Source organism: Caballeronia sp. ATUFL_F1_KS39 (assembly GCF_023630985.1).
Lineage (GTDB): Bacteria > Pseudomonadota > Gammaproteobacteria > Burkholderiales > Burkholderiaceae > Caballeronia > Caballeronia zhejiangensis.
The window spans coordinates 64,858-88,566 of the sequence record NZ_JALQDZ010000012.1; the positions used below are offsets into that span (position 1 = coordinate 64,858).

Below are 23,709 nucleotides of genomic sequence, written 5' to 3' on the forward strand. Positions count from 1 at the left end.
AGATTGTGCGCGGGCGCGGTGCGCGCGGCGGGGTCGTGCACAATGCGGGCGCCATCGTTCGGGACGGTTTTTTGCCCTATCCTTAACGGCATCTTCCCGATTGGCCCGAACTTATCGATTCATCCTTTCTCTCAAGCCTGGAGTGCCGTCATGCTGAAAAAGCTGCTGATGCTGTGCTTTGCGTTCGTGCTGTCGATGGGAGCGGCGTTCGCCGCGGTCGATGTCAATACCGCCGATCAAGCCGCGCTGGAATCGGTGAAGGGTCTGGGGCCGGTGAAGTCGAAGGCGATCATCGACGAGCGCACGAAGAACGGCCCCTTCAAGGACGCCGACGATCTCGCGACTCGCGTCAAGGGTCTCGGCGCCAAATCCGTGACGAATCTGGAACAGAACGGGCTGACGATCGGCGGCTCGTCGCTGCCGCCGACAGGCAAACCGTCGAAGCCCGCGACGCCGTCGACGCAAGGCGGCAGCGCCGCGCCGAACTCGACGGTCAAATCGTCGACCGCGGCCACCGGCGCGACATCGCCCGCAGCCACGACGGCGCAGACGCCGGCCACGACGCCTGCCGCGCCAGCATCGGGAACGAAGGCGTCGAAAAAATCGAAAAAGGACAGCGCAGCGTCGGCAGCAGCGAGTGCGTCGAGCCCTTCCGCCGCGAGCGAAGCGAAGCCCGCAAAATCGAAACGCAGCAAGAAAGATAAGGCCGCCAGCGCCGCGGCTGCCAGTCAGTGATTCTTCGGGGAACCTTGTCGAAGGAAACTTGCCTTCGTATGACCATCGTCGAACGGCCGCTCGCGGCCGATGCCCGCGCCGCCGCGACCGGTTCCGAGCCGAATGCGGCGGCACAGGCGAACCCACCCCGCAACCTCTCGTAGTGAGACCGTCATGAGCCTACTCGATATCCTCGCCTCCACCCTCGGCAATTCGTCGCAACAACCGGGCGGCCAACCGGCTCAGTCCGGCCAGGCCGCGCTGATCGCAGCGGCGCTCGCTTTCGTCAACAGCCAGCCCGGCGGCCTCATGGGCCTGATCCAGCGCTTCCAGCAACACGGCGCGGGCGACGTGGTCCAGTCGTGGATCGGCACGGGCGAGAACAAGCCCATCAGCCCCGACACGCTCACGAACGTGCTCGGGCAGGACAACGTCGGCGCGCTCGCGCAGAAAGCAGGCGTCTCGGGCGACCAACTGTCCGGCATGCTCGCGGCGGTGCTGCCGCATATCGTCGACCGCGCAACGCCGAACGGTGAGGTGCCGCCCGAAGGCCAGCTCGATCTGACCGGCGTTCTGGGCTCGCTTGGCGGCCTCGCAGGTCTTTTCGGAAAGAGCGAAGAGCCCAAGCAAGGCTGAACGCGCTTTCACGCATTGAATCGAAAGCCCCGCCGGCGTTGAGCCGAGCGGGGCTTTTGTGTTTCAGGCGGCTGCAAGCTTGCGTGTCATGTCCTCGATGATCGTGTAGCGGATCACACGCAGACACATCAGCTCGCCGCCGAGCGTCGCAGCGAGTCCCGGCCGCTCGGCGAGCAACGCCGCGTTTTTCTCTTCGACGCGCGCGTACAGATCGGCGGCCGCGCGCACGATCGAACCTGCGAGCGCATCCAGCAGCCGTTCGGCCGTCGTCCTGGCGATACCGAGCACTTCGCCCGCCCGCAGCATCAACGCGCGATCGAAGTCGTCGTAGTAGCGCGCGCCGAGGATGTCCCACGCGAACGATGCCCGCTTCGGCCATGCGTCCTTTTGATACGACGGCGTCGCGTATGCGGCTACGCTCAGCAGGTCGTAGAACGGCGCAAGCTGAATACCTTGGCGCGAGACGAGGAAACTCAGGTTTTTCAGATGCGCGTCCGAATTTCCCACCAGCACATTGAACACGAGCCACGAAAAGAGCCGCGTGCGTGCGGACGCCTGATTCCGGCAACGCGCGGCCAGTGTCGCGAGTTGCTCGACGCTGCCCTGCTCGTACTTGAACGTACGCGCGAGGTCGAGCAACTGGCAAGCGTCGATGCTATGCAGCCGGCGCCATTGTCCCGCCCGCGACTCGCGGTCGAAGCGATCCACGAGATACACGGGAGAAGGCACGTAGCGCCGATGCACGCCCGGAACGCCGAGGCGCAGCTTGTCGGCGAGCTTCATCACGAACCATTCGTTGATGACCGAGTGCGGATAGTCATCGGTGTCCTGATGATTCGGCTTGAGGATATGCGTCGACGGTGTGCGGCCTGCCGGCTCGAACAACGCGTCGTCGCGCAACACCACCGCCAGCTTGTGCTGCGCGCCGGCGAGCGACATGCGTTTGAGTGCGTCGTGCGTGAGCGGCAGGCGGGGCAACGCGTCGATCCGCGCCTGCAACGCTTCGTCGGGCAGCAAGCGCTCGGCGGGCGGTTGCTCGTCGCTTGCACCGGGTGGACGCAGCGTCACCGAACCCGCCGATTCGGCACCGTAGTGCGCGAGCAGCGCGAAGGCATCGGCTTCGTTGCGAATGGCCGCGTCGCGCGCGAGCAGCGTGCGTTGGCCTTCTTCCGGAAGGAGGTTGTCGAAGTACCACTGCACCGAGCGGCGCGTGCTGCCGTCGCGCAACGCGTTCGGTTGCAGCGGCAGCGCCGGACTCAGCGGATAACCGTCCACGCTGTCGCGCCACGCCGGCAGATAGGAGAAAGACCAGATGTCGTCGTCGGCGTTGAGCACACCCACTTCGACGTCGCTGATGCTCGCGATCAGATTGCGGCGGCCTTCGAGCGTCGCGATGGTCTCAGGACTCATCCGCGTCCTCTCGTGCGCGACGACGTTTCTCGGCGCGCTCGACGCGGGCGTAACGCTTGACCGCCTCTCCCGCGAAAAGCTCACCCGCTTCGTCCGGGATATCGACCGTCACGCGCACGCCCAAGCCTTCGAGCACTTGGAACAGCTTGCCCCAATGCACGCTCTCAGCGCCCTTCTCGACCTTGCCGAGAAAGCTCTCGCTGACGCCGATGCTGCCGGCCGCATCGTCCTGGCGAAGCCGTTGCGCTTTGCGCGCCGCACGCACCGCGACGCCGATTTCGCTCGCCGTTCGAATATCGATTTCCATGATTTGAATCCGTGCGATCGCAGGGATAAAACCGAATCATTGTATGAGATCACGGTAATCCATGCAATCGAATGGATTTTCATTCATCGCACGTGCTCCGCGCGGGAATCCGTGCGATCGCACGGATTATAGAAACAAAAAAGGCAACGAATCGCTCCGTTGCCTTTTTCGCCCGACGGCCGCCGCGCTACCGCTACGACCGAACCGCCCTCAATGCACCACGCGATCGAACACGAACTGGCCTTCCCGCACATCGACGGGAATGACGTCCTTCGGCCCGAACCGTCCCGCGAGAATCAGCTTGGCGACCGGATTCTCGATCTCCTGCTGGATCGCGCGCTTCAGCGGACGCGCGCCGAACAGCGGGTCGTACCCGACCTTGCCGATCTGCGCGAGCGCCGCATCCGAGACGTCGAGGTCCATATCGAGCTTGGCGAGCCGCTCGTGCAGACGCGCCAGCTGAATCTTCGCGATGGACTCGATGTTCGTGCGATCGAGCGCATGAAACACGACGACATCGTCGATACGGTTCAGGAATTCCGGCCGGAAGTGCAGCTTCACTTCTTCCCACACGGCGTCCTTCACCCTTTCCTGCGGCTCGCCGACCATGCCCTGAATGACCTGCGAGCCGAGGTTCGACGTCATCACGATCACCGTGTTCTTGAAGTCCACGGTGCGGCCTTGACCGTCCGTCATGCGCCCGTCGTCGAGCACTTGCAGCAGCACGTTGAACACGTCCGGATGCGCCTTCTCGATTTCATCGAGCAGAATCACGCTGTACGGCTTGCGGCGCACGGCCTCGGTCAGATAGCCGCCTTCCTCATAACCGACGTATCCCGGCGGCGCGCCGATCAGACGCGCGACGCTGTGCTTCTCCATGAACTCGCTCATGTCGATGCGGATCAGATGATCTTCCGAATCGAACAGGAACGCCGCGAGCGCCTTGCACAGTTCCGTCTTGCCGACGCCCGTCGGCCCGAGGAACAGGAACGAGCCATACGGACGATTCGGATCCGACAGACCCGCACGCGAGCGGCGAATCGCGTCAGCGACCGCGCCGATCGCCTCGTCCTGGCCGATCACGCGCTCATGCAGCTTCGCTTCGATCTGCAGCAGCTTCTCGCGCTCGCCCTGCATCATCCGCGAAACGGGAATGCCGGTGGAACGCGACACGACTTCCGCGATTTCCTCGGCGCCGACCTGCGTGCGCAGAAGACGCGGACGCGTCGGGTTGTTCTGCTCCTGCGATTCGGCCTGCGTCACCTGCTTCAGACGCGCTTCGAGTTCCGGCAGCTTGCCGTACTGCAACTCGGCGACCTTCTCCAGCTTGCCTTCGCGCTGCAGACGCGTGATATCCGCGCGCACTTTCTCGATTTCTTCCTTCAGTTGCGCGCTGCCCTGCACCGCCGCTTTCTCGGCAGTCCAGATTTCCTCGAGATCGGAATACTCGCGATTGAGCCGGTCGATTTCCTCTTCGATGAGTTGCAGACGCTTCTGCGACGCCTCGTCCTTCTCCTTCTTCACGGCCTCGCGCTCGATTTTCAGCTGAATGAGACGACGATCCAGCTTGTCCATCTCTTCGGGCTTCGAATCGATTTCCATCTTGATGCGCGACGCGGCTTCGTCGATCAGATCGATGGCCTTGTCGGGCAAAAAGCGGTCCGTGATATAGCGATGCGACAACTCCGCCGCCGCGACGATAGCCGGATCGGTGATCTCGACGCCGTGATGCAGTTCGTACTTCTCCTGCAAGCCGCGCAGAATCGCGATGGTCGCCTCGACCGACGGTTCATCGACGAGCACTTTCTGGAAACGCCGCTCGAGCGCCGCGTCCTTTTCGATGTACTTGCGGTATTCGTCGAGCGTCGTCGCGCCGATGCAATGCAGCTCGCCGCGCGAGAGCGCCGGCTTGAGCATGTTGCCGGCGTCCATCGCGCCTTCGGCCTTGCCCGCGCCGACCATCGTGTGAATCTCGTCGATGAAGACGATGGTTTGCCCTTCGTCCTTCGCGATGTCGTGCAGCACGGCCTTCAGGCGCTCCTCGAACTCGCCGCGATACTTCGCGCCCGCGAGCAGCGCGGCCATGTCGAGCGAGAGCACGCGCTTGCCCTTGAGCGTTTCCGGCACTTCGCCATTGACGATGCGCTGCGCGAGTCCTTCGACGATCGCCGTCTTGCCGACGCCCGGCTCGCCGATCAGCACCGGATTGTTCTTCGTGCGGCGCTGGAGAATCTGGATCGAGCGGCGAATTTCATCGTCCCGGCCGATGACCGGATCGAGCTTGCCCGCACGGGCGCGTTCGGTCAGATCGACGGTGTATTTCTTGAGCGCCTCGCGCTGGCTTTCCGCGTCCTGGCTATTGACCTGCGCGCCGCCGCGCACGGCGTTGATCGCGGCTTCGAGCGCACGGCGCGTCAGGCCGTGCTGCTTCGCGAGACGGCCGGCTTCGCCACGGTCATCCGCGACGGCGATCAGGAACATCTCGCTCGCGATGTACGTGTCGTTGAGCTTCTGCGCTTCCTTGTCGGCGGCGTTGAGCAGGCCCGCGAGTTCGCGGCTGACTTGAACATTGCCGTCGGTGCCCTGGACTTGCGGCAGACGGTTGATCGCTTCGTTGAGCGCCGTTTGCAGCGCCTGAACCTGCACGCCCGCGTGCGACAGCAGCGAGCGCGCGGAGCCGTCCTGCTGCGCGATGAGCGCGGCAAGCAAATGCACCGGTTCGATGTACTGGTTGTCGCGCCCGACCGCGAGGCTCTGCGCGTCGGACAGCGCTTCCTGAAATTTGGTGGTGAGTTTGTCGATTCTCATTTTTTAAAAGCTCCGATTCTGAATACGACCAAAATGAGGCGCTTTTTGTCACTTTCAAGCATCGTTTGGGCCGGAAAGTGCTCTTTTTGCTCTTCGACAATGGCGGCAGCCAACCGCCCAGGCTCTGAATTGACCTACGGCGTCCGGGTTTCGTTCAACGCGTGCCGGCTGGAATCACAAAGGCGCGCGAAGCGCCCCGGGCGCACCCACCGCAATCGGCGCGATGCTGACGATGCCGAGCAGAGCCGCCAGATCGTTCGCGGGTTGAGCGAGCTCGCCGACCGTGTGCTTGTCGAGTTCGGCGAGAAAGGCGTCGCGCGCGGCTGCCAGCACGCCGCGCAACCGGCAGGCCGGCTGAATGACGCAGCGCGCGTGCGACGAGGCTTGCCGATCCGCCGGCTGATTCACGAGGCAGCCCACGAGCGCGAAATCGCTTTCGGTTCTGCGCACGATGTCGCCGATCGTGAGGTCGTTCGTCCGCGATGAAAGTCTCAGTCCGCCGTTGCGGCCGCGCACGGTCTCGACCCACCCGAGTTCGCCAAGCTGCTGGACGATTTTCATCAGATGGTTCTTCGAAATGCCATACGCATCCGAGATTTCCTGAATCGTCGAAAGGCCGGAAGGTCGAACCGAGAGATAGAGCAGGACGCGCAGCGAATAATCGGTGTAATCGGTGAGTCGCATGATCTCGCGCGGAGAAAGTGGACGCAAAAGCGCCTCGGGATTTCGACGAAACGCGCGTATCGTCAAGGAGTCCGCGTCAAGACGAGGGACGATGACACGAGCGGACGTGGCTGACTTACCATCGGCGCACCGCTCGTCCGCGTCGTACCAAAATGCACGGAATCCGTACAAGCGTGCTTTTCGTACGGCTTGAGACGCGCGTCGACGAATCGGCCGCATGGATGCGCCATTTTGCGGCATCTTTACATTCTTCGCCGGAAAATATCTGATCCGCCTTCACTGTTTCAAAGATGACGAACACCGAACACCTTTCCGCCGATGCCCCGCGCGAATGCGCACCCAGCGAAGCCAATGTCCGCGCGCTGGTCGACGCCTTCTATCGGCGCGTCGATGACGATGCGCTCCTCGGGCCGATCTTTTCGCGCGCGCTCGCCGGCCGTTGGGACGAGCATCTCGCCAAAATGACCACCTTCTGGTCGAGTCTCGTGCTCGGATCGAAGCAATATCGCGGCAACGTGCAGGAAGCGCATCGCCCGATCGACGATATCGAGCCGCAACACTTCGCGCGCTGGCTGTCGCTGTTTCTCAACACGGTCGAGTCGCGCTATGAGCCGGCTGCGGCCGTGCAGTTCATGGAACCCGCGCTGCGCATCGCGCAGAGCTTGCAGTTGAGCAAGTTCGGCTGGGACTACGAGATTCCCGTCGAGCAGCAGGAACTCCTCGCGGCGCTGAAGCGGCAGCGCACGGGCGGCGCGCCCGAGCCGCGCTTCCCCGAGCGTCCCGACGCCGAGCCGTTTCCCGCGAAGTTCATCGGCAAATCGGCCGACGAAAAATGACGCCGGTCAGGTCTGCCAGCGCGTGAGCGCCGTATCGTCGGACTCGCGCGCGTCGACCCAGCGTTCGCCCGCTTCGGTCTTCTCCTTCTTCCAGAACGGCGCCTGCGTCTTGAGATAGTCCATCACGAAGGCGCAGGATTCGAACGCCTCCGCGCGATGCATCGCCGTCGTCGCGACGAGCACGATCTGATCGAGCGGCTTGAGTTTGCCCACGCGATGCACGATCAGCACGTCCGAGCCGCGCCAGCGCTCGCGCGCCTGATCGGCGATCGTTTCGAGCGATTTTTCCGTCATGCCGGGGTAATGCTCGAGTTCCATCGTCTCGACGGCGCTGCCTTCGTTCAGATCGCGCACCGTGCCGACGAAACACGCGACCGCGCCCACTTTCGGATTGTCGGCGCGCAACGCGGCCACTTCCGCGCTGATGTCGAAATCGGCTTCCTGCACGCGGATTTTCGAACGCATGTTCATCTCAGCCACCCGTCACAGGCGGAAAGAACGCCACTTCGCAACCCTCGGTGATGCGCTGTGACGAATTCGTCATCACGTGATTGCAGGCCATGCGCAATGCACGGCCTTCCGCGAGCGTCTCTTCCCACACGCCGCCGCGCATGCGCAGCCACGCGCGCACGTCGCCGACATTGACCACCGTGTCCGGCACGCTGACCGTCTCGTTCGCGACGCCCAGCGCCTCGCGCACGCTCGCAAAAAATCTCAAATCGATCTTCATTTCTCTACCGCGTCAGTTCTGAAAATGGGATGAAGCGCACGATCTCGCCCGCGCCGATCGCATGATTCGGCGGATTGTCGATGAGACCATCGCCCCAGACGGTCGATGTCAGCACGGCCGAGCTCTGATTCTCGAAGAGATCGAGGCCGCCCGACGCGTTCACGCGCGCGCGCAGGAATTCGTTGCGGCGATCGCCTTTTTTCTGGCTGAAGTCGGCGCGCATCGAATAGACGCGCGGCGCGACGTTCGTCACGCCCGCGAGCCGCAGCAGAAACGGCCGCACGAACAGCAGGAACGTGCAGAAACTCGAAACCGGATTGCCCGGCAAGCCGATGAAAAACGCCTCATCGCCAACCGCACCGCCGCGCCGCACCGCGCCGAACGCGAGCGGCTTGCCCGGCTTCATCGCGATCTGCCACATCGAAATGCGTCCTTCGGCCTCGACCGCCGGCTTCACGTGATCTTCCTCGCCGACCGACACGCCGCCGCACGTCAGGATGAGATCGTGATCCGCCGCCGCGCGCCGCAAGGTTTCGCGCGTCGCGTCGAGCCGGTCCGGCACGATGCCGAGATCCGTCACCTCGCAGCCGAGCTTCGCGAGCAGCGCGCGCAGCGTGAAGCGGTTCGAGTTGTAGATCGCGCCGGGTTCGAGCGGCTCGCCCGGCATGCGCAGTTCGTCGCCGGTGAAGAAGATCGCGACGCGCACGCGCCGCACGACCTCGAGCTGCGCACATCCGACCGACGCCGCAAGCCCGAGCGCCTGCGGCGTCAGGCGCGTGCCCGCGGGCAGGATCACCGAGCCGCGCCGGATATCCGCGCCTTGTTGCGTGATCCACTCGCCCGCCGTGGGCGCCTGCCCGAACGCGACGCGCCCGTCGTCCGACGCTTGTGCCATTTCCTGCATGACGACGGCGTCCGCGCCGGGCGGCACCGTCGCGCCGGTGAAGATGCGCGCGGCCGTGCCCGCCGCGAGCGGCCCGGCCGCGTGTCCCGCCGGGATGCGCTGCGACACCCGCAACGTGACCGGCGCGCCTTCGCCCGCACCAGCGAGATCGGCGATGCGAACCGCGTAGCCATCCATCGCACTGGTGTGCATCGGCGGGACGTCGAGCGGCGAGGTCACGTCGGCGGCGAGCACGCGGTTCAGCGCATCGAGCGTGTCGACGCGCTCGCGGGCGTCGACCTGACGCGCGGCGTCGAGCAGACGGCCGAGCGCGTCGGCGGTGGCGAGCATCGGAGGACGGCTTGAAGCGGCTGGCGTGGATGACATGGCGTTCGGTTGGGACGCGCGCGGCGGCCTGATCGTGAAAGGGACATTGCAATTCCGGTCAACTATTGTAGCGAGAAGGCAGGCGTCGCACCTTCGCCGCCGGGCAAGCCGGACATGTGCCGCGACCGATACCGCAATCCATTCGCGCGCCTCAAAGCCGCGGCGGTGCGGTGATACACTCGCAGCACACTTCCCACGTCCATTTCCATGAAATTCTGTTCCCTCTGCGGCCACGAGGTCGGTCTCGCCATTCCGCCCGGCGACAACCGCGAGCGCTTCGTCTGCAACAACTGCGGCACCGTTCACTATCAGAATCCGCGCAATGTCGTGGGCACCGTGCCGGTGTGGGACGACAAGGTGCTGCTGTGCCGTCGCGCGATCGAGCCGCGTTACGGCTACTGGACGCTGCCCGCGGGCTTCATGGAAATGCAGGAAACGACGAGCGAAGGCGCCGCGCGCGAGACGCTCGAGGAAGCGGGCGCGCGCGTGGAGATTCAGAGTCTCTTCACGCTGCTCAACGTGCCGCACGTGCATCAGGTGCATCTGTTCTATCTGGCGCGGCTGCTCGATATCGAAGTCGATCCCGGCGAGGAGAGTCTGGAAGTGAAGCTCTTCGAGGAAAGCGAGATTCCGTGGGACGAGATCGCCTTTCCGACGGTCGGACAGACGCTGCGATTCTTCTTCGCCGATCGCGCCGCCGGCAACTTCACGCTGCATACGGGCGACATCTTCCGCACGCTGCGCGACGGCTGATTCCGCCGCTGTCCGACGAATCTCACTGAACGCCGCCCTCCCGAGAACATGGTTCCCTGGCTCGCCGACGACGATCCCTTCCCGCCCGTCGAGCGCGCGCTCGGCGCGGCGAGCGGCGCGCCGGGCCTGCTCGCCGCGAGCGCCGATCTTCTGCCGTCGCGGCTCATCGATGCTTACGGGCGCGGCATCTTCCCGTGGTATTCCGACGGCCAGCCCGTGCTGTGGTGGAGTCCCGATCCGCGCATGGTGCTGTTTCCGGCCGAGTTCAAGGTGTCGGATTCGCTGCGCAAGACCTTGAAGCGCGTGGTGCGCGATCCGGTCTGGGAGATCCGCGTCGACGACGATTTTCCCGCCGTGATGCGCGCCTGCGCCGACACGCCACGCGACGGCCAGCGCGGAACGTGGATCACGTCGGATATCGTGGATGCCTACACGACCTTGCATCGCGCAGGCAACGCGCACAGCGTCGAGACGTGGTTCGACGGCGTGCGCGTGGGCGGACTGTACGGCGTGTCGTTCGGGCGCATGTTCTTCGGCGAGTCGATGTTCGCGCACAAGACCGACGCGTCGAAAATCGCGCTTGCGGCGCTCGTCGGACACTTGCGCCGCAATCAAATTGAGATGATAGACTGCCAGCAGAACACGTCGCATCTGGCGTCGCTGGGCGGCCGCGAGATCGCGCGCCGCGCGTTCGTCGCGCATCTGAGACGGGCGACGGCGGAACCGGCGATCGGCTGGCGCTTCGACAAATCCGTCCTTCTCGACGTGCTGGCACGCTAAACGCTACACGCGTGATGCCCGAGCGACACATGCAATGCAGCCGCCGCGCGCCTGAAAACGATCTCGCGCGCCGGCCGGCAACGACGAGACGACGCCTGCGAGAGCCGCCAACGTGACACATCCGAACGAGCTGCCGCTGTCACCGCTTTCCGCGCTGCAATTCTATGCAACAGCGCCCTACCCTTGCAGTTATCTGGAAGGGCGTGTTGCGCGCTCGCAGGTGGCCACGCCGAGCCATCTCATCAACTCCGACGTCTACACCGAACTCGTCAAGGCCGGCTTCCGGCGCTCGGGCGTCTTCACGTATCGACCGTATTGCGACGGCTGCCGCGCCTGCGTGCCGGTGCGCGTGCCGGTCGCGCGCTTCGTGCCGAACCGGGCGCAGCGGCGCGTCTGGAAGCTGCACGGCAATCTGATCGCGAGCGTCGCGCCGCTGCATTACGACGAAGAGCATTACGCGCTTTACATGCGCTATCAGTCGGCGCGTCACGCGGGCGGCGGCATGGACCGCGACAGCCGCGATCAGTACGAGCAGTTCCTGCTGCAAAGCCGGATCAATTCGCGGCTCGTCGAGTTTCGCGAACCCGCGCATCCGGGACATCCGGACGAGCCCGGCGAACTGCGCATGATCAGCATGATCGACATACTCGGCGACGGCTTGTCGTCCGTGTACACGTTCTTCGAACCCGATCTGCCGAAGACGAGCTACGGCACCTTCAACATCCTCTGGCAGATCGAGCAGGCGAAGAGTCTCGACTTGCCGCACGTCTACCTCGGCTACTGGATCCGCGAAAGCGAAAAAATGGCGTACAAGGCCAATTTCCGGCCGCTGGAAGGTCTGATCGACGGCCGCTGGACGCTGCTCGATCCCGCGAACACTCACTCCGCGGGCGCGCTGCCGATGCCCGGGCGCATCAACGGCCCGAGCCAGCCGAAATAGCCGCCGAAGTCCCTCCCGCGGGCCCGGACCGGCACGCCGTCCGAAACCGCTAAAATAGCGGTCTTAAAAAAATTCGCCGTCGCCGGCTTTCATTTCGTGTTCAGTTCCCTCTACCCGATCGCGCGTTCGCATCTCTTCAAGATGGATGCGGAAGACGCTCATCATCTGACGCTGCGCATGCTCGGCGCGGCTGGCCGCACCGGGCTCGCCGGCATGCTCGCCAAGCGCGGCCCCGATTCGCCCCGCACCGTCATGGGCATCACGTTCCGCAATCCGGTCGGACTCGCGGCGGGGCTCGACAAAGACGGCGCGTGCATCGACGGGCTCGCGGCGCTCGGCTTCGGCTTCATCGAAGTGGGCACCGTGACGCCGCGCGCGCAACCGGGCAATCCGCGCCCGCGCATCTTCCGGCTGCCCGAGGCGAACGCGCTCATCAACCGGATGGGCTTCAACAATCGCGGCGTCGATCAGTTCGTCGCGAACGTCAAGGCCGCGCATTATCGCGGCGTGCTGGGACTGAACATCGGCAAGAACGCCGATACGCCGATCGAACGCGCCGCCGAGGACTATCTGTATTGCCTCGAGCGCGTCTATCCGTTCGCGAGCTATGTGACGATCAACATTTCGTCGCCGAACACGAAGAATCTGCGGCAGCTCCAGGGCGCGGGCGAACTCGATTCGCTGCTCGGCGCGCTCAAGCAAAAGCAGGCGCGGCTGTCCGATCTGCATGGCAAGCTCGTGCCGCTCGCGCTGAAGATCGCACCCGATCTCGACGACGAGCAGATCAAGTCGATCGCGGGCACGTTGCTGGCTCACAAGATCGACGGCGTGATCGCGACCAACACCACGCTTTCCCGCACCGCCGTGACCGGCATGAAGCACGGCGACGAAACGGGCGGCCTGTCCGGGCGTCCGGTCTTCGACGCGTCGAACGAGGTCATCCGCAAGCTGCGCGCGGAGGTCGGGACCGACGTGCCGATCATCGGCGTAGGCGGAATTTTCTCGGGCGACGACGCGCGCGCGAAGCTCGCGGCGGGCGCGTCGCTGGTGCAGATTTATACAGGGCTGATCTATCGCGGTCCCGCGCTCGTGAAAGAGTGCGTCGAAGCGCTCGCGTGACGCCCCGATCCGGCATATAGACATAAGCAAACGATATTACGCAGCGATTGCGTTTTCACTATGATCGCCGCATCGAAAAAAAGACGCTGTGCCCATCAAGAGGAAAACAACACGATGAAACTGTCCACGCTCAAGAAGCTCGTCGCCGCCAGCCTGATCGGCGCGGCATTCACGGCCGTCACGACCGCCGCCCACGCCGAAGATCTGCTCGATCAGGTCAAGCAGCGCGGCACGCTGCGCGTCGGTCTCGAAGGAACCTTCCCGCCGTTCAACTCGAAAGCGCCGAACGGTGAACTGGTCGGCTTCGACGTCGATATCGCCAAGGCCGTCGCCGCCAAGCTCGGCGTGAAGCCCGAGTTCGTCACGACCGAATGGAGCGGCATCATCGCGGGCCTGCAGGCGGGCAAGTTCGACGTGATCGTCAACCAGGTCGGCATCACCGATGCGCGCAAGCAGACGCTCGATTTCTCGCCCGCCTACACGTACTCGAACGCGCAACTGATCCAGCGCAGCGACGACAAGCGCGAGTTCAAGTCGCTCGAAGAACTGAAGGGCAAGAAGCTCGGCGTCGGCCTCGGCACGAACTATATGGACATGGCGAAGTCGGTGCCGGGCATCGACGTGAAGACGTATCCGGGCGCGCCCGAGTATCTGCGTGATCTCGCCGCCGGGCGTCTGGACGCCGCGCTCAACGACCGCCTGATGCTCGCGTACCTGCTGAAGAATTCGCAATTGCCGCTGCGCACCGGCGCGAATGTCGGCGCGGGCAACCCGTCCGGCATTCCGTTCAAGAAGGGCAATCCGAAGTTCGCCAAGGCGATCGACGACGCCATGACCCAGCTCGAAGCCGATGGCACGTTCTCGAAGATTTCGGACAAGTGGTTCGGCATCGACGTGACGAAGCCGGCGAAATAAAACGCGCCGTTTCGGGCGTCGCGAGGGCGGCATCGTAACGGTGCCGCCCTTCTCTTTTGCCGGCTCGGTTTAATATGTGCCGGTTTGTTTCACTTCAGCACCGTTTCAGTCAACGCGTCTCTTAAATGTCCACGACATCCCTGCTCGTTCAATCGGCGCCCGTGCTGGCGCAAGGCGCGCTGCTGACGATCAAGTTCGCGCTCTACTCGATGTTCTTCGGCCTCATCGCGGCCGTCGTACTGGCGTTGATGGGCATCAGCCAGAACCGCGCGCTCGTCGCGATCGGACGCTGCTATGTCAGCGTGATGCGCGGCACGCCGCTGCTCGTGCAGATCTTCGTCATCTACTACGGCCTGCCGAGCCTCGGCATCTCCCTCGAACCGACGCCCGCGGGCGTGATCGCGCTGTCGGCGAACGTGGCCGCGTATCTCTCGGAAAGCATGCGCGGCGCGATTCTCGGCATCCACGCCGGGCAGTGGCTCGCGTCCTATAGCCTCGGACTGTCGCGCGCGCAGACGCTGCGTTACGTGATCGGGCCGCAGGCACTGCGCATCGCGGTGCCGAGCCTGTCGAACAGTCTCATCAGTCTGATCAAGGACACATCGCTCGTGTCGGTCATCACCGTGACCGAACTGTTGCGCAGCGCGCAGGAAGTGATCGCGGCGACTTATCAGCCGTTGCCGCTTTATCTCGCGGCGGCGTTCGTCTACTGGATTCTTTGCAGCGTGCTCGAATTCGTGCAGCGGATTTTCGAGCGGCGTCTCGCGCTGCCGGGGCGGCACTGATCGCAAACAGGCCGCTGAAAAGCGGCTTTTCCCCATTAGTCGGTTTCGAACGGAAACCTGAGATTCAAATCGCGCCGCGCGGCGTCGATGATCGCGATCATCCGCATCGACGTTGCGTGCGGCATGACCGGGCTCTCGGTTTCGCCGGCGCGCAGCAGCTCGCAGAAATGCGCGGTTTCGTAGTTGAGGCCGCCGCCCGAGAACGGCTCGTCGAGTTCGGCCTTTCTTCCGTCCGTATAAGCGATCGTCGCGCGCGATGGATTCCACCAGTTCTCGTGGATCGTCACCGTGCCGAGCGTGCCGCCGATGAGCGCATCGCCGCGGCCTTGCAGATCGAGTCCGCAGAACAGTTGCGCGATGCCGCGTTCGTGGCGCACGTTCAGGCTCGCGAAGACGTCGACGCCGGTCGCGCCGAGCCGTCCGATGGTCTGCACGTCGAGCGCCTCGCCGAGCCAGTCGACCGCGAGAAACGCCTCGTAAATGCCGATATCGAGCAGCGCGCCGCCGCCCGCGTCCAGCGAGAACGACGGATGATCGAGCGGCACGTTCGCCATCGAGCAGCCGGCCCGAACGAGACCGATTTCACCGATCGGATCGCTTTGCACATGCTCGCGCAAGCGGCGATACAGCGGATAGAACGGCGGCTTCATCGCTTCCATGAACAACACGTTCGCCGCGCGCGCCGCGTCGATCATGCGTTGCAGCTCGCGCGCATTCACGGCTGCGGGCTTTTCGCACAACACGGGCTTGCCCGCCGCGAACGCGCGCAACGCGTACGCCGGATGGCTGTCCTGCAAGGTCGCGATGTAGAGCGCGTCGATGTTGGCGAGCAGCGCGTCGAAATCGGCGAATGCGCGGGCATCGAATGCATCGGCCAATGCGCGCGCCGGTTCTTCGCGGCGCGACCACACGCCCGCGAGCCGCGCGCCTTCGACGTGCGTGAGACTGTCGGCGAAGCGCCGCGCGATGCGTCCCGCGCCGACGATGCCCCAGCGGATCGTCTTTTCATCGATATTCGTATTGCTCAAGCCTGCCTCCGTGCGCCAGATTCGTCGTGCGACGCATTGTGCCTGATTGCGTCGCATGACGACTGCGCGCGGCGGGCTCAGACGGCAAAAAGCCGGGACATGTCCCGGCTCGATACATTCGATCGTCCGATGCGTTCGAGGACGCGCTACGCCCCCGCGGACGCGTTCACGTTCGGCGACGCAGGCTGACTGTTCACGCGCTCCAGCGAGAACGCGCGCCCGACTTCTTCCGCGGCCAGGTCGACGAGCGCGCGCGTCGCGGCTTCGGCGGCGGCGGGATCTTTCGCCTCGATCGCCTCGACGACGCTCTTCTGCGCCGCGAGCGTCGCTTCGCGCACGGACTCGATGCCGTCGACGATCGGATTGACCGTCACCAGCGCGCCGCGCACGATCGCCGTCATCTGACGAAAGAACTGGTTGCCGCTCGCCGCCACGATGCGCGTATGCAGCACTTCGTCAGCCGCCTGATATTCCGGCTCGCCGACCTGCAGACGCGACAGCGTGTCGAATGCATCGCGAATCCCGGCGATTTCGTCGGGCGTCGCGCGCGCGGCGGCGAGCGCTGCGGCGCGCGGCTCGATCAGCATGCGGAATTCGATTACATCGCGTAAAAACGTCTGATCCGGCTTGGCGCGAAAACGCCAGCTCACCACGTCCTCGTCGATGAGACGCCAGTCGCTCATCGGACGAATGCGCGTGCCGGTTTTCGGCCGCACGTCCAGCATGTGCCGCGCGAGCAGCATCGAGAGCGCCTCGCGCATGACGGTGCGGCTCACGTCGAACTCCTTCGAGAGGATGTCCTGCGGTGGCAGTATCGCGCCATATTTTTGCTCGACGATCCCTGAGACGAGTCCGTCCATGACCTTCGCCACCAGCGATCGCTCTTTGTTGTCATCCATCTCGCTTCTCCCCTTCTCGCCTGTTCCGTAGCCGTGTGTATGAGCGCATCGCTTTCGCTTCCCGGGCTGCGAAAGGCACGACGGGTTCCCGACAGGTCCATTCGTCGTGCTTGATACGTTGCGTCTTCGTTGCTTCGAATGCCAGTTGGGAATTTCCTGACAGGGTAATCCCTCTGGCTTCGACGTCACTGTTTCGTTTTTTACTTCTTACCGCTTCACGTGCATCTCTTGCGCTCGCGCCGCGCGCGCGCAGGCATTCATCAGGGAAACTGAAGAATGGCTGCGTCGCGTCGCGGCGTGTGCGTTCTTTCGCGGCCTGCTGTTGCCATCGGACCGATCATGCACCCATTTGAGCAAGCATCTCGTAGGCTTTCTGTGCGAACGCGAACGGAAGCCGGCTCGCTTTTGCCTTTTGTATGATCGGATGGTTTGGACGAAAGTACCGTGGCGCGGTGCAAGCGGGGCGATTTGTCAGCCCTATGCTTAAATCGCGCCATCTGTCGTTCGGGGTGTGCGCGCGTCGAGATCGATCTGCCGGCGCTTCAATGCTTCGCGCTCCGTAAGCGCTTGCTGATACACCGCGAGGTACTCGTCGCAGACTCTTTCGACGGAAAGCTGGTGCAGGCCGTGACGCGCGCGCGCCGCCAGTTGCCCACGCGCCTGCCGGTCGAGCAGAAGCCAGCGCAGTTTTGCCGCTGCCTGCCCGATGTCGCCGGCGGGCACGAGCAGACCCGCAGCGCCGTCGTCGAGCATTTCGGGGATACCGCCCACGCGCGTCGCGACGATCGCGCAGCCGGCCTCGCGCGCCTCCGCGATCACGAGCGGACTCGGGTCCTGGCGCGAGAGCAGCGCGAATACATCGGCGCTCGCGAAATACGGCCGCGTATCGGCGACGAAACCCGTGAAGTGCGCGTTCTCCTCGATGCCGAGCTCGGCTGCCAGCGCTTCCATCGATCCGCGATCGGGGCCTTCGCCGACGAGATACAGATGCGGCTCCGCCATGAATTCGCGCTCGCTCGCGGACTGCTCGCGCACCTGCGCGAACGCCTGCAGAAGATCCGCAATCCCTTTCCTGCGATACATCCCCGCCACGCAGACGATATTCGGATGCTTGAGCCGCACCGGCTTCGCGGGCGGCCGCGTGATGAGCCGCGGCGCGCCGACGGCGCCGTTGAGCACGGTCGACAACCGCGCCGGCCCGATGCCGCGCGCCTCCAGATCGAGCGCCAGCGCGCGGCTCACGGCCACCATGCGATCGCCCGCGCGCACCAGCGCCGCGCTTTTCTGCAGTTCGTGATGCACCGTGGTGACGAGCGCGAAGCGCCGCCGCATGCTGCCGAAACGCGAAATGAGCGCGCCGGTCATCATGTGCGCGTGCACGATGTCGGGATCGAAACGATCGATGAGGCGATTGAATCCCGCGATCATCGACGGCACGCGCCACGGTTGCCGCGACTGCTGCAGCGAAACATGCGTGATGCCGTGGCGACGCAAAAGCGGCTCGAAGCCGCCGCCCGACGATGCGACCACGACGTCCTGCCCCATGCGCGCCTGCATGCAGGCGAGATCGACCATCATGTTGACGGTGCCGTTGCCGATCGTCTGCGCGTGATTGGCGAGATGGACTATTCGCATGAGATAGGCTGTTTGTGCGCTCGCCGGCCCATGCCGGCGGCGTCGATCTTATTGTTTCGAGGACGCGTCTCGAAGCGGCCTGCGCCGCGCCGATCGCGTTGTTATCGCGTTGTTATCGCTTTGTTATTGCCTCGATGCCCGGACGGTCCACGCCTTCGATGCTGCTGACTGCCGCGTTGGTTCTTTCGCGGCGCGCGCGGTTGCGGCGCACGCTGCGCGTCTCTGGTGGCGCTTACAGCAACTCGTACGTCGTGGCGTTGTCGCTCGCGGCGAACGGAGCCTTGCTCGCGCTTGATGCTTCGCGCGATTGCCGGCCCTTTCTCGTCAGACCGATGTACGGCATGCCGTGCTCGAGAAACGGCCCTTCGGTCTTGCGAAAGCCGAACGCCTCGTAGAAACCGCGCAGGCTCACCGGCGCGGTCAGCCGCACGCGGCGGCCGGGCCAACGCTCGGCGGTCACCGCGAGCACGCGTTCGATCAGGGCGTGCGCGGTGCCGTCGCCGCGACGCAGCGGGCTCGTCAAGATCTTGTCCACCACGACTTCCGGATCATCCGCGTCGCCCTCGTTGATGCGTGCATAGGCGAGCACGGGCATCGAACGGCTCATGTCCTCGGCGGCGAATACGTGCGTGCCGGTTTCATCGCGACCATCCGGGTCGAGATGGACATGCGACTGTTCGACGACGAACACCGCACTGCGCGCGCGCAAAATCAGATAAAGCTCCCGCGCAGTGAGCTGTTCGAAATCCAGCGTTTTCCAGTTCATCGATTATCTCCATGCTTTACCGGCAATTACCGGCGTTGCGACGATTGAACGTTACGTGCCGACCCGCCTGAATTCAGTGCGCCATCGCACCGACCCATGACGCGCGCGCCTTTCAAATAAGCTCGACCACACGCACAAAGGCGTCCCGGGGAAAAAGACGCCTTTCCGACGATCAATGCGACCGCGCTACAGCCCGGGTTGCGGGCTGCCGCGCGCGCGTCGCATGGCGTCGATAGCACTCGCGTAATACGGCACCTTCATGGGAAAATCACAATGCATACCGCCATCGAACGCGATAGAGACGCACGATTAAAAGCACATTCGCTCCATTGCGCACGCGGTATCGAACGCCGGCCTTTCCGGCCCGAGGTCACGGCATGAGCGCGTTCCATACGAGCGGTGTGACGGATTCAGGAGCAAGTCGTTCCCGCGTCGTGTCACTCGATCCCTTGCGCATGCGTGCGCGGCGGCATCACGCGCACGCGCTGCATCGCGGCGAGCGCATCTGGCGTGAAGCGGTCGCGCCCGTCGATCTGTGGATCGAAATTCTGCACGGCAACGGGCTCGAACCGCGCGCTGCGCTCGCGTTCGCCGTCGCTCAGGACTTCGAAGCCGATCAGTTCACGCTCGGCAAGCTGCCGTTCGAAGACATCGAAAAACTCTACGGCCTGCAAGTGCAGGAGCTTTCCGTGTTCGATTCGCTCGAAGAGCGCGCGCTCGTGCAGACGCGCCGCGCGAATATCGTGCTCGTCGAAGTCGATGCGTTCTATCTGCCGGACACGCGCACGGCTTCGTATCGCCGCGAGCATGCGAAGACGACCATCGGCATCGATGTGATCGATCGCGATGCGCGGCGTCTCGGCTACTTTCATCACACGGGTTATCACCTTCTCGACGGCGAAGACTACGACGGCGTGCTGCGCTCGAATGCGACGCCCGAGCCGGCGCTTTTTCCGCACGTCGAGTTTGTCAAGCGCGTGCGCGAGCCGCTGTCGGGCACGCCGCTCGCGGAAGTATCGGCGGATCTGCTGTGCGCGCATCTGTTGCGGCGTCCGATGCACAATCCGATCACGCGTTGGCGCGCGGCGTTTCCCGAGCATCTCGATACGATGATTGCGCGCGGCGAATCGTATGCGCGTCATTACGCCTTCAACGTGATGAGGCAACTCGGCGCGAACTTCGAATTGCTCGCGCATTATCTGCAGTGGATGCGCGACCAAGGCTTCGACATTCCCGTGCAGACGTATGCGGGCGCGCGCAAGATCGCGAGCGAAACCATGGTGATGCAGTGCCGCCTCGCGCGCGCCCTTTCGCGCGGACGACGAGAGCTGTGCGAGACATCGTTCGACGTGATCGAGGATGCGTACGAACGCGTGATTCCTCCGCTTGCGGATATCGTGTGCTGAACGTTGATGTCGAACCGCGATTCGCACGCGCTTTCATCTCGGCAGCGACTGTTTAAAAAGACACATTTCAACCCTTGTTTCAAGGGTTTTTTCACTCGCTTACGTTCGCGTCTTATGCGGGTTTTTATGACCTCGTGATGTCGCCGCGAGAATTTCTGCGCGCCCGTTTTTCCGCGTTAATGAGTTCCGCATGAGATTGTCCTCGATGAAACATTTCAGGGCATCGCGTGCACGACTGAAATGCGCTGCGCCCGACCATGAATCCGATGAATGACGCGCAAACGTTTCACGGCGGCTAGTCGCGTGCCGAACTCGCGAGAGGGCCGCTACAAGGCCTATGTGGGCTACTCCTCGCCGAAAGCCGCGCTATTGAGGCGCTTATGCGCGAGGAATCGCACACGCAGATTTCACTTCGTGCAACGGGCGCAACGTTTCCGCTTCACGCAACGCCGCGCGGAAGACTTTTCCCGATGCCGGCAAAGCCTTATCCGGCAAGGCTTCGTGGGGAATCAAGCAGCACTCGGATAAACACGCGTTCGCCAGCCCACGGAGCCGATGGAACACGGATGAATCATTTTCCATTGTCCCTACGAAAGAAGGTGGTATGTCGAAGGGATGTCGACCCGTGAGGCCTGTCGCACCGTGGTCAAAAAATCCTCAACCGCCATTCGAGGGGTATGCGCTGATGAAACTCATCGGGGCACGCACGTATTCCTAAGACCACCGATGTTCAAGACTGAAACAAAAACGCAGCGCTGCGCTGCATCACAAAAAGTGCACGAGTTATGAGGCCCCGCCAGCATTGCGATTGCCCGCATTGGCACAGTCCTCGCTAATAGAAGCACGCAACCCAGACCAGTGCGATCAACCAAAAGCAATTCAAGTACGAAACGGGCGGCTACGGGGCTGATGTCATCCTTCCTCGAGGAACCGGCGCAAGCGGCAATCTTCGAAAACGGTCACATCAGTAAATAAAAATTGAAGCGCAACGCGCGAAAGTTACGAGAGAGAACAATCATGCTGACCCTCCAGTCCGACCTGCACGGCAATCATCTGCTTGGCGCGCTTCCTGCGCACGAATGGCAGGCGCTCACGCCGCATCTCGAACTCGTGCAATTGCGCACCGAGCAACTGCTGTGCGACTCCGGCCAACGGATTCACCACGTCTACTTCCCGACGACGGCGATCATCTCGCTGCTGCATACGATGGAAGACGGCGGTTCGGTCGAGATTGCCGCGGTGGGACGCGAAGGCATGACTGGCGTGCCGGTTCTGACCGGCGGCGAAACGATGCCGACCCGCGTGCAGGTGCAATGCCCGGGCTTCGCGTATCGCATGAGCGCGCAAGCGTTGCGCGAGCAGTTCGGCCGCTCGGACTTCCTGCGCCGCCTGATGCTGCTCTATATGCAGGCGCTGCTCACGCAGGTCGCGCAGACGGCGGCATGCAACCGGCATCACTCGCTGAACAAGCAACTTTGCCGCTGGCTGCTGATCGAAATCGATCGCACGGCGTCGAACGAATTGCAGGTCACGCAGCAACTGATCGCGGACATGCTGGGCGTGCGCCGCGAAGGCGTGACCGAAGCGGCGGGCAAGCTTCACGACGCGGGTCTCATTCATCACAGCCGCGGCTGCATCAAGGTCGTGGATCGCGAGGGTCTGGAAGCACGCGCATGCGAGTGCTACGGGCTCGTCAAGCGGGAGTTCGACCGACTACTTCCGCGTCTTCGTGCAACCGAGGCGATATCGGCCTCAAGTGTCTAACGGCTAGGATTAATGCAAGAAAAAAACCTCGATCTGTTCTCATGGCTGGCGCGTGTTCTGGATGTCTGTCTCATCATCGCGGGCGGATTGATCGCGCATGACGTACGCTTTTCGTCGCTGGATTTCGTCAGCGATATCGAAAGGCTTCTGATCGCGTTCAACTCCGCACTCGCCCTCCTGCTCTTCCCTGCTTTCGGCGTGTATGAAACCTGGCGCGGCAAGCCGTTCGCCATGATGCTGGCGCGCGTCACTTTGGCGTGGATGGCGGTCGTCGCGGGCGCCCTGCTGCTCGCCTTCACGCTACATCGCATGGATACGGTGTCGCGACTCTGGTTCGCGTATTCGACGCTCATTTCCGGCGCGCTCATCATCGCTTCGAAGCTGATCGTGTACTCGGCCTTGCGCCTGATGCGCGGCCGCGGCCTGAATCAGCGCACCGTGGCGATCGTCGGCGCGCAGGGTTTCTCGCGGACCTTGCTCGCGCACCTGTGCAGCACGCCCGAACAGGGCTTTACTCCGGTGTGCATTCTCGATACGACCGGCGACGAGGAACTGCACGCGAGCGGCATCAGCGGCATGCCCACGCCGACGACCGCGATCGGCATGGGCGGCAATCGTTTGCCGGTGCTGAACGATTTCGACGAACTCGTCGAAAAGGTGCGCGCCGAGGAAATCAACGAAGTGTGGCTCGCGCTGCCGCTGTCGCAGGAGCACACGATCTACCGCTTCGTGCATGCGCTGCGGCACGATTTCGTGAATCTGCGGCTGATTCCGGACACGCGCAGCATTTCGCTCTTCAATCATTCGATGACGGATGTCGCCGGGCTCGCGACCATCAACCTGACGACGTCTCCGATCAGCACGCTGCAGATGTGGCCGAAGATGCTCTTCGACCGCCTGTTCGCGGCGGCCGCGCTGCTCGCGCTCTCGCCGCTGATGATCGCGATCGCGATCGCCGTGAAGACGACCTCGAAGGGTCCGGTGTTCTTCACGCAGCATCGCAAGGGCGCGGACGGACGGCCGTTTCGCATCTACAAGTTCCGTTCGATGGGCGTGCATCGCGAGCACGGTCAAGTGACGCAGGCGACGCGCAACGATCCGCGCGTGACGAAGGTCGGCGCGTTCCTGCGGCGCACGAGCCTGGACGAGCTGCCGCAGTTCCTGAACGTGCTGTTCGGGCATATGTCGGTGGTCGGTCCGCGCCCGCACGCGATCGAGCACGACGATCTGTACAAGGATCTCGTCTACGGCTACATGTTCCGCTACCGCATCAAGCCCGGCATTACCGGCTGGGCGCAGGTGAACGGCTATCGCGGCGCGACGGTAAAGGTCGAGAAGATGCAAAGCCGCGTGAAGTTCGACCTCTTCTACATTCACAACTGGTCGTTCTGGTTCGACATCAAGATCGTCGCGATGACGATGTTCAAGGGATTCATCGGACGCAACGCGTATTGATCGGCGTAAAAACGCGAAAGGCCCGGCGATTTTCGGATCGCCGGGCCTTTCGCTTGGTGCGCGCGTGAC

Annotated in this window: 23 protein-coding genes; 12 read left to right on the forward strand and 11 right to left on the reverse strand. The window is 63.6% G+C overall.

Annotated elements, in window-relative coordinates:
- Nucleotides 1-150 precede the first annotated feature (150 nt).
- Nucleotides 151-735 carry a ComEA family DNA-binding protein gene (locus NCR93_RS08015; protein ID WP_175982271.1) on the forward strand — a complete coding sequence of 195 codons (585 nt, stop codon included), beginning with the start codon at nt 151-153 and terminating at the stop codon, nt 733-735.
- 153 nt (nt 736-888) lie between these two features.
- Nucleotides 889-1,350: a YidB family protein gene (locus NCR93_RS08020; RefSeq protein ID WP_008349311.1), complete on the forward strand. Its 462-nt coding sequence runs from the start codon at nt 889-891 to the stop codon at nt 1,348-1,350.
- Between the two features lie 63 nt (nt 1,351-1,413).
- On the opposite strand, the gene NCR93_RS08025 is transcribed toward NCR93_RS08020, so the two are convergent.
- The 4 genes from NCR93_RS08025 to NCR93_RS08040 all read right to left on the reverse strand — a co-directional run bounded on the left by NCR93_RS08025 (nt 1,414) and on the right by NCR93_RS08040 (nt 6,559).
- Nucleotides 1,414-2,760: a HipA domain-containing protein gene (locus NCR93_RS08025; protein ID WP_175982272.1), complete on the reverse strand. Its 1,347-nt coding sequence runs from the start codon at nt 2,758-2,760 to the stop codon at nt 1,414-1,416.
- Nucleotides 2,750-3,067 carry a helix-turn-helix domain-containing protein gene (locus tag NCR93_RS08030; protein WP_175982273.1) on the reverse strand — a complete coding sequence of 106 codons (318 nt, stop codon included), beginning with the start codon at nt 3,065-3,067 and terminating at the stop codon, nt 2,750-2,752. Before NCR93_RS08030 ends, NCR93_RS08025 begins: the two co-directional genes overlap by 11 nt.
- 210 nt (nt 3,068-3,277) lie before the next feature.
- The gene (clpB, locus tag NCR93_RS08035; RefSeq protein ID WP_008349306.1) at nt 3,278-5,875 is read right to left on the reverse strand and encodes an ATP-dependent chaperone ClpB; all 2,598 of its coding nucleotides are present in this window, start codon (nt 5,873-5,875) and stop codon (nt 3,278-3,280) included.
- A gap of 174 nt (nt 5,876-6,049) precedes the next feature.
- On the reverse strand, nt 6,050-6,559 hold the full coding sequence (locus NCR93_RS08040) for an Rrf2 family transcriptional regulator (RefSeq protein WP_175982274.1): 510 nt from the start codon (nt 6,557-6,559) through the stop codon (nt 6,050-6,052).
- Between the two features lie 290 nt (nt 6,560-6,849).
- On the opposite strand from NCR93_RS08040, the gene NCR93_RS08045 reads away from it, so the two are divergent.
- Nucleotides 6,850-7,395, forward strand: a complete 546-nt coding sequence (locus NCR93_RS08045; protein WP_175982275.1) for a group III truncated hemoglobin — start codon at nt 6,850-6,852, stop codon at nt 7,393-7,395.
- A 6-nt stretch (nt 7,396-7,401) separates the two neighbouring features.
- Here the strand turns inward: NCR93_RS08045 and moaE are convergent, their stop codons facing one another.
- The 3 genes from moaE to NCR93_RS08060 are packed head-to-tail and all read right to left on the reverse strand — an operon-like array spanning nt 7,402 to nt 9,359.
- Complete coding sequence (moaE, locus tag NCR93_RS08050) at nt 7,402-7,866, reverse strand: molybdopterin synthase catalytic subunit MoaE (RefSeq protein WP_175982276.1); 465 nt, start codon at nt 7,864-7,866, stop codon at nt 7,402-7,404.
- A 1-nt stretch (nt 7,867) separates the two neighbouring features.
- Entirely contained in the window at nt 7,868-8,125 is a 258-nt protein-coding gene (moaD, locus tag NCR93_RS08055) for a molybdopterin converting factor subunit 1 (protein WP_175982277.1), read from the reverse strand.
- A 4-nt stretch (nt 8,126-8,129) separates the two neighbouring features.
- Nucleotides 8,130-9,359 carry a molybdopterin molybdotransferase MoeA gene (locus NCR93_RS08060; RefSeq protein WP_341829813.1) on the reverse strand — a complete coding sequence of 410 codons (1,230 nt, stop codon included), beginning with the start codon at nt 9,357-9,359 and terminating at the stop codon, nt 8,130-8,132.
- 243 nt (nt 9,360-9,602) lie between these two features.
- On the opposite strand from NCR93_RS08060, the gene NCR93_RS08065 reads away from it, so the two are divergent.
- From NCR93_RS08065 to NCR93_RS08090, 6 genes are all read left to right on the forward strand, one after another.
- Nucleotides 9,603-10,148 (forward strand): NUDIX hydrolase, encoded by a 546-nt coding sequence (locus tag NCR93_RS08065; RefSeq protein WP_008349294.1) that lies wholly within the window; start codon nt 9,603-9,605, stop codon nt 10,146-10,148.
- Between the two features lie 48 nt (nt 10,149-10,196).
- Nucleotides 10,197-10,928: a leucyl/phenylalanyl-tRNA--protein transferase gene (aat, locus tag NCR93_RS08070; protein ID WP_008349292.1), complete on the forward strand. Its 732-nt coding sequence runs from the start codon at nt 10,197-10,199 to the stop codon at nt 10,926-10,928.
- A gap of 112 nt (nt 10,929-11,040) precedes the next feature.
- Nucleotides 11,041-11,868: an arginyltransferase gene (locus NCR93_RS08075; RefSeq protein WP_033536383.1), complete on the forward strand. Its 828-nt coding sequence runs from the start codon at nt 11,041-11,043 to the stop codon at nt 11,866-11,868.
- Nucleotides 11,869-11,964: 96 nt separating this feature from the next.
- Nucleotides 11,965-12,987, forward strand: a complete 1,023-nt coding sequence (locus tag NCR93_RS08080) for a quinone-dependent dihydroorotate dehydrogenase (RefSeq protein WP_175982279.1) — start codon at nt 11,965-11,967, stop codon at nt 12,985-12,987.
- Between the two features lie 114 nt (nt 12,988-13,101).
- Nucleotides 13,102-13,902, forward strand: a complete 801-nt coding sequence (locus NCR93_RS08085; RefSeq protein WP_008349288.1) for a cystine ABC transporter substrate-binding protein — start codon at nt 13,102-13,104, stop codon at nt 13,900-13,902.
- 125 nt (nt 13,903-14,027) lie between these two features.
- Nucleotides 14,028-14,687, forward strand: a complete 660-nt coding sequence (locus NCR93_RS08090; protein WP_034473185.1) for an amino acid ABC transporter permease — start codon at nt 14,028-14,030, stop codon at nt 14,685-14,687.
- Between the two features lie 35 nt (nt 14,688-14,722).
- Here NCR93_RS08090 and NCR93_RS08095 read toward each other — a convergent pair whose 3' ends face one another.
- The 4 genes from NCR93_RS08095 to NCR93_RS08110 form a co-directional block, all read right to left on the reverse strand.
- The gene (locus tag NCR93_RS08095) at nt 14,723-15,715 is read right to left on the reverse strand and encodes a Gfo/Idh/MocA family protein (protein WP_175982280.1); all 993 of its coding nucleotides are present in this window, start codon (nt 15,713-15,715) and stop codon (nt 14,723-14,725) included.
- Between the two features lie 146 nt (nt 15,716-15,861).
- Complete coding sequence (locus tag NCR93_RS08100) at nt 15,862-16,614, reverse strand: FadR/GntR family transcriptional regulator (protein WP_008349281.1); 753 nt, start codon at nt 16,612-16,614, stop codon at nt 15,862-15,864.
- A 483-nt stretch (nt 16,615-17,097) separates the two neighbouring features.
- Entirely contained in the window at nt 17,098-18,249 is a 1,152-nt protein-coding gene (locus NCR93_RS08105) for a glycosyltransferase family 4 protein (RefSeq protein WP_175982281.1), read from the reverse strand.
- A 232-nt stretch (nt 18,250-18,481) separates the two neighbouring features.
- Nucleotides 18,482-19,015: a GNAT family N-acetyltransferase gene (locus NCR93_RS08110; RefSeq protein WP_175982282.1), complete on the reverse strand. Its 534-nt coding sequence runs from the start codon at nt 19,013-19,015 to the stop codon at nt 18,482-18,484.
- A 377-nt stretch (nt 19,016-19,392) separates the two neighbouring features.
- Here NCR93_RS08110 and NCR93_RS08115 point away from each other — a divergent pair, with 377 nt between their 5' ends.
- The 3 genes from NCR93_RS08115 to NCR93_RS08125 all read left to right on the forward strand — a co-directional run bounded on the left by NCR93_RS08115 (nt 19,393) and on the right by NCR93_RS08125 (nt 23,640).
- Nucleotides 19,393-20,421, forward strand: coding sequence for a DUF1839 family protein (locus NCR93_RS08115; protein WP_175982283.1), 1,029 nt, complete (start codon nt 19,393-19,395; stop codon nt 20,419-20,421).
- 1,017 nt (nt 20,422-21,438) lie between these two features.
- Entirely contained in the window at nt 21,439-22,185 is a 747-nt protein-coding gene (locus NCR93_RS08120) for a Crp/Fnr family transcriptional regulator (protein WP_008349275.1), read from the forward strand.
- Nucleotides 22,186-22,218: 33 nt separating this feature from the next.
- Nucleotides 22,219-23,640: an undecaprenyl-phosphate glucose phosphotransferase gene (locus tag NCR93_RS08125; RefSeq protein ID WP_250532199.1), complete on the forward strand. Its 1,422-nt coding sequence runs from the start codon at nt 22,219-22,221 to the stop codon at nt 23,638-23,640.
- Nucleotides 23,641-23,709 lie beyond the last annotated feature (69 nt).

What these genes read in the sequence shown, in the direction of transcription:
- NCR93_RS08015 (WP_175982271.1), top strand. Translation starts at nt 151, where the DNA reads ATGCTGAAAAAGCTGCTGATGCTGTGCTTTGCGTTCGTGCTGTCGATG.
- NCR93_RS08020 (WP_008349311.1), top strand. Translation starts at nt 889, where the DNA reads ATGAGCCTACTCGATATCCTCGCCTCCACCCTCGGCAATTCGTCGCAA.
- NCR93_RS08025 (WP_175982272.1), bottom strand. Translation starts at nt 2,760, where the DNA reads ATGAGTCCTGAGACCATCGCGACGCTCGAAGGCCGCCGCAATCTGATC.
- NCR93_RS08030 (WP_175982273.1), bottom strand. Translation starts at nt 3,067, where the DNA reads ATGGAAATCGATATTCGAACGGCGAGCGAAATCGGCGTCGCGGTGCGT.
- clpB (WP_008349306.1), bottom strand. Translation starts at nt 5,875, where the DNA reads ATGAGAATCGACAAACTCACCACCAAATTTCAGGAAGCGCTGTCCGAC.
- NCR93_RS08040 (WP_175982274.1), bottom strand. Translation starts at nt 6,559, where the DNA reads ATGCGACTCACCGATTACACCGATTATTCGCTGCGCGTCCTGCTCTAT.
- NCR93_RS08045 (WP_175982275.1), top strand. Translation starts at nt 6,850, where the DNA reads ATGACGAACACCGAACACCTTTCCGCCGATGCCCCGCGCGAATGCGCA.
- moaE (WP_175982276.1), bottom strand. Translation starts at nt 7,866, where the DNA reads ATGAACATGCGTTCGAAAATCCGCGTGCAGGAAGCCGATTTCGACATC.
- moaD (WP_175982277.1), bottom strand. Translation starts at nt 8,125, where the DNA reads ATGAAGATCGATTTGAGATTTTTTGCGAGCGTGCGCGAGGCGCTGGGC.
- NCR93_RS08060 (WP_341829813.1), bottom strand. Translation starts at nt 9,359, where the DNA reads ATGCTCGCCACCGCCGACGCGCTCGGCCGTCTGCTCGACGCCGCGCGT.
- NCR93_RS08065 (WP_008349294.1), top strand. Translation starts at nt 9,603, where the DNA reads ATGAAATTCTGTTCCCTCTGCGGCCACGAGGTCGGTCTCGCCATTCCG.
- aat (WP_008349292.1), top strand. Translation starts at nt 10,197, where the DNA reads ATGGTTCCCTGGCTCGCCGACGACGATCCCTTCCCGCCCGTCGAGCGC.
- NCR93_RS08085 (WP_008349288.1), top strand. Translation starts at nt 13,102, where the DNA reads ATGAAACTGTCCACGCTCAAGAAGCTCGTCGCCGCCAGCCTGATCGGC.
- NCR93_RS08090 (WP_034473185.1), top strand. Translation starts at nt 14,028, where the DNA reads ATGTCCACGACATCCCTGCTCGTTCAATCGGCGCCCGTGCTGGCGCAA.
- NCR93_RS08100 (WP_008349281.1), bottom strand. Translation starts at nt 16,614, where the DNA reads ATGGATGACAACAAAGAGCGATCGCTGGTGGCGAAGGTCATGGACGGA.
- NCR93_RS08105 (WP_175982281.1), bottom strand. Translation starts at nt 18,249, where the DNA reads ATGCGAATAGTCCATCTCGCCAATCACGCGCAGACGATCGGCAACGGC.
- NCR93_RS08110 (WP_175982282.1), bottom strand. Translation starts at nt 19,015, where the DNA reads ATGAACTGGAAAACGCTGGATTTCGAACAGCTCACTGCGCGGGAGCTT.
- NCR93_RS08115 (WP_175982283.1), top strand. Translation starts at nt 19,393, where the DNA reads ATGAGCGCGTTCCATACGAGCGGTGTGACGGATTCAGGAGCAAGTCGT.
- NCR93_RS08120 (WP_008349275.1), top strand. Translation starts at nt 21,439, where the DNA reads ATGCTGACCCTCCAGTCCGACCTGCACGGCAATCATCTGCTTGGCGCG.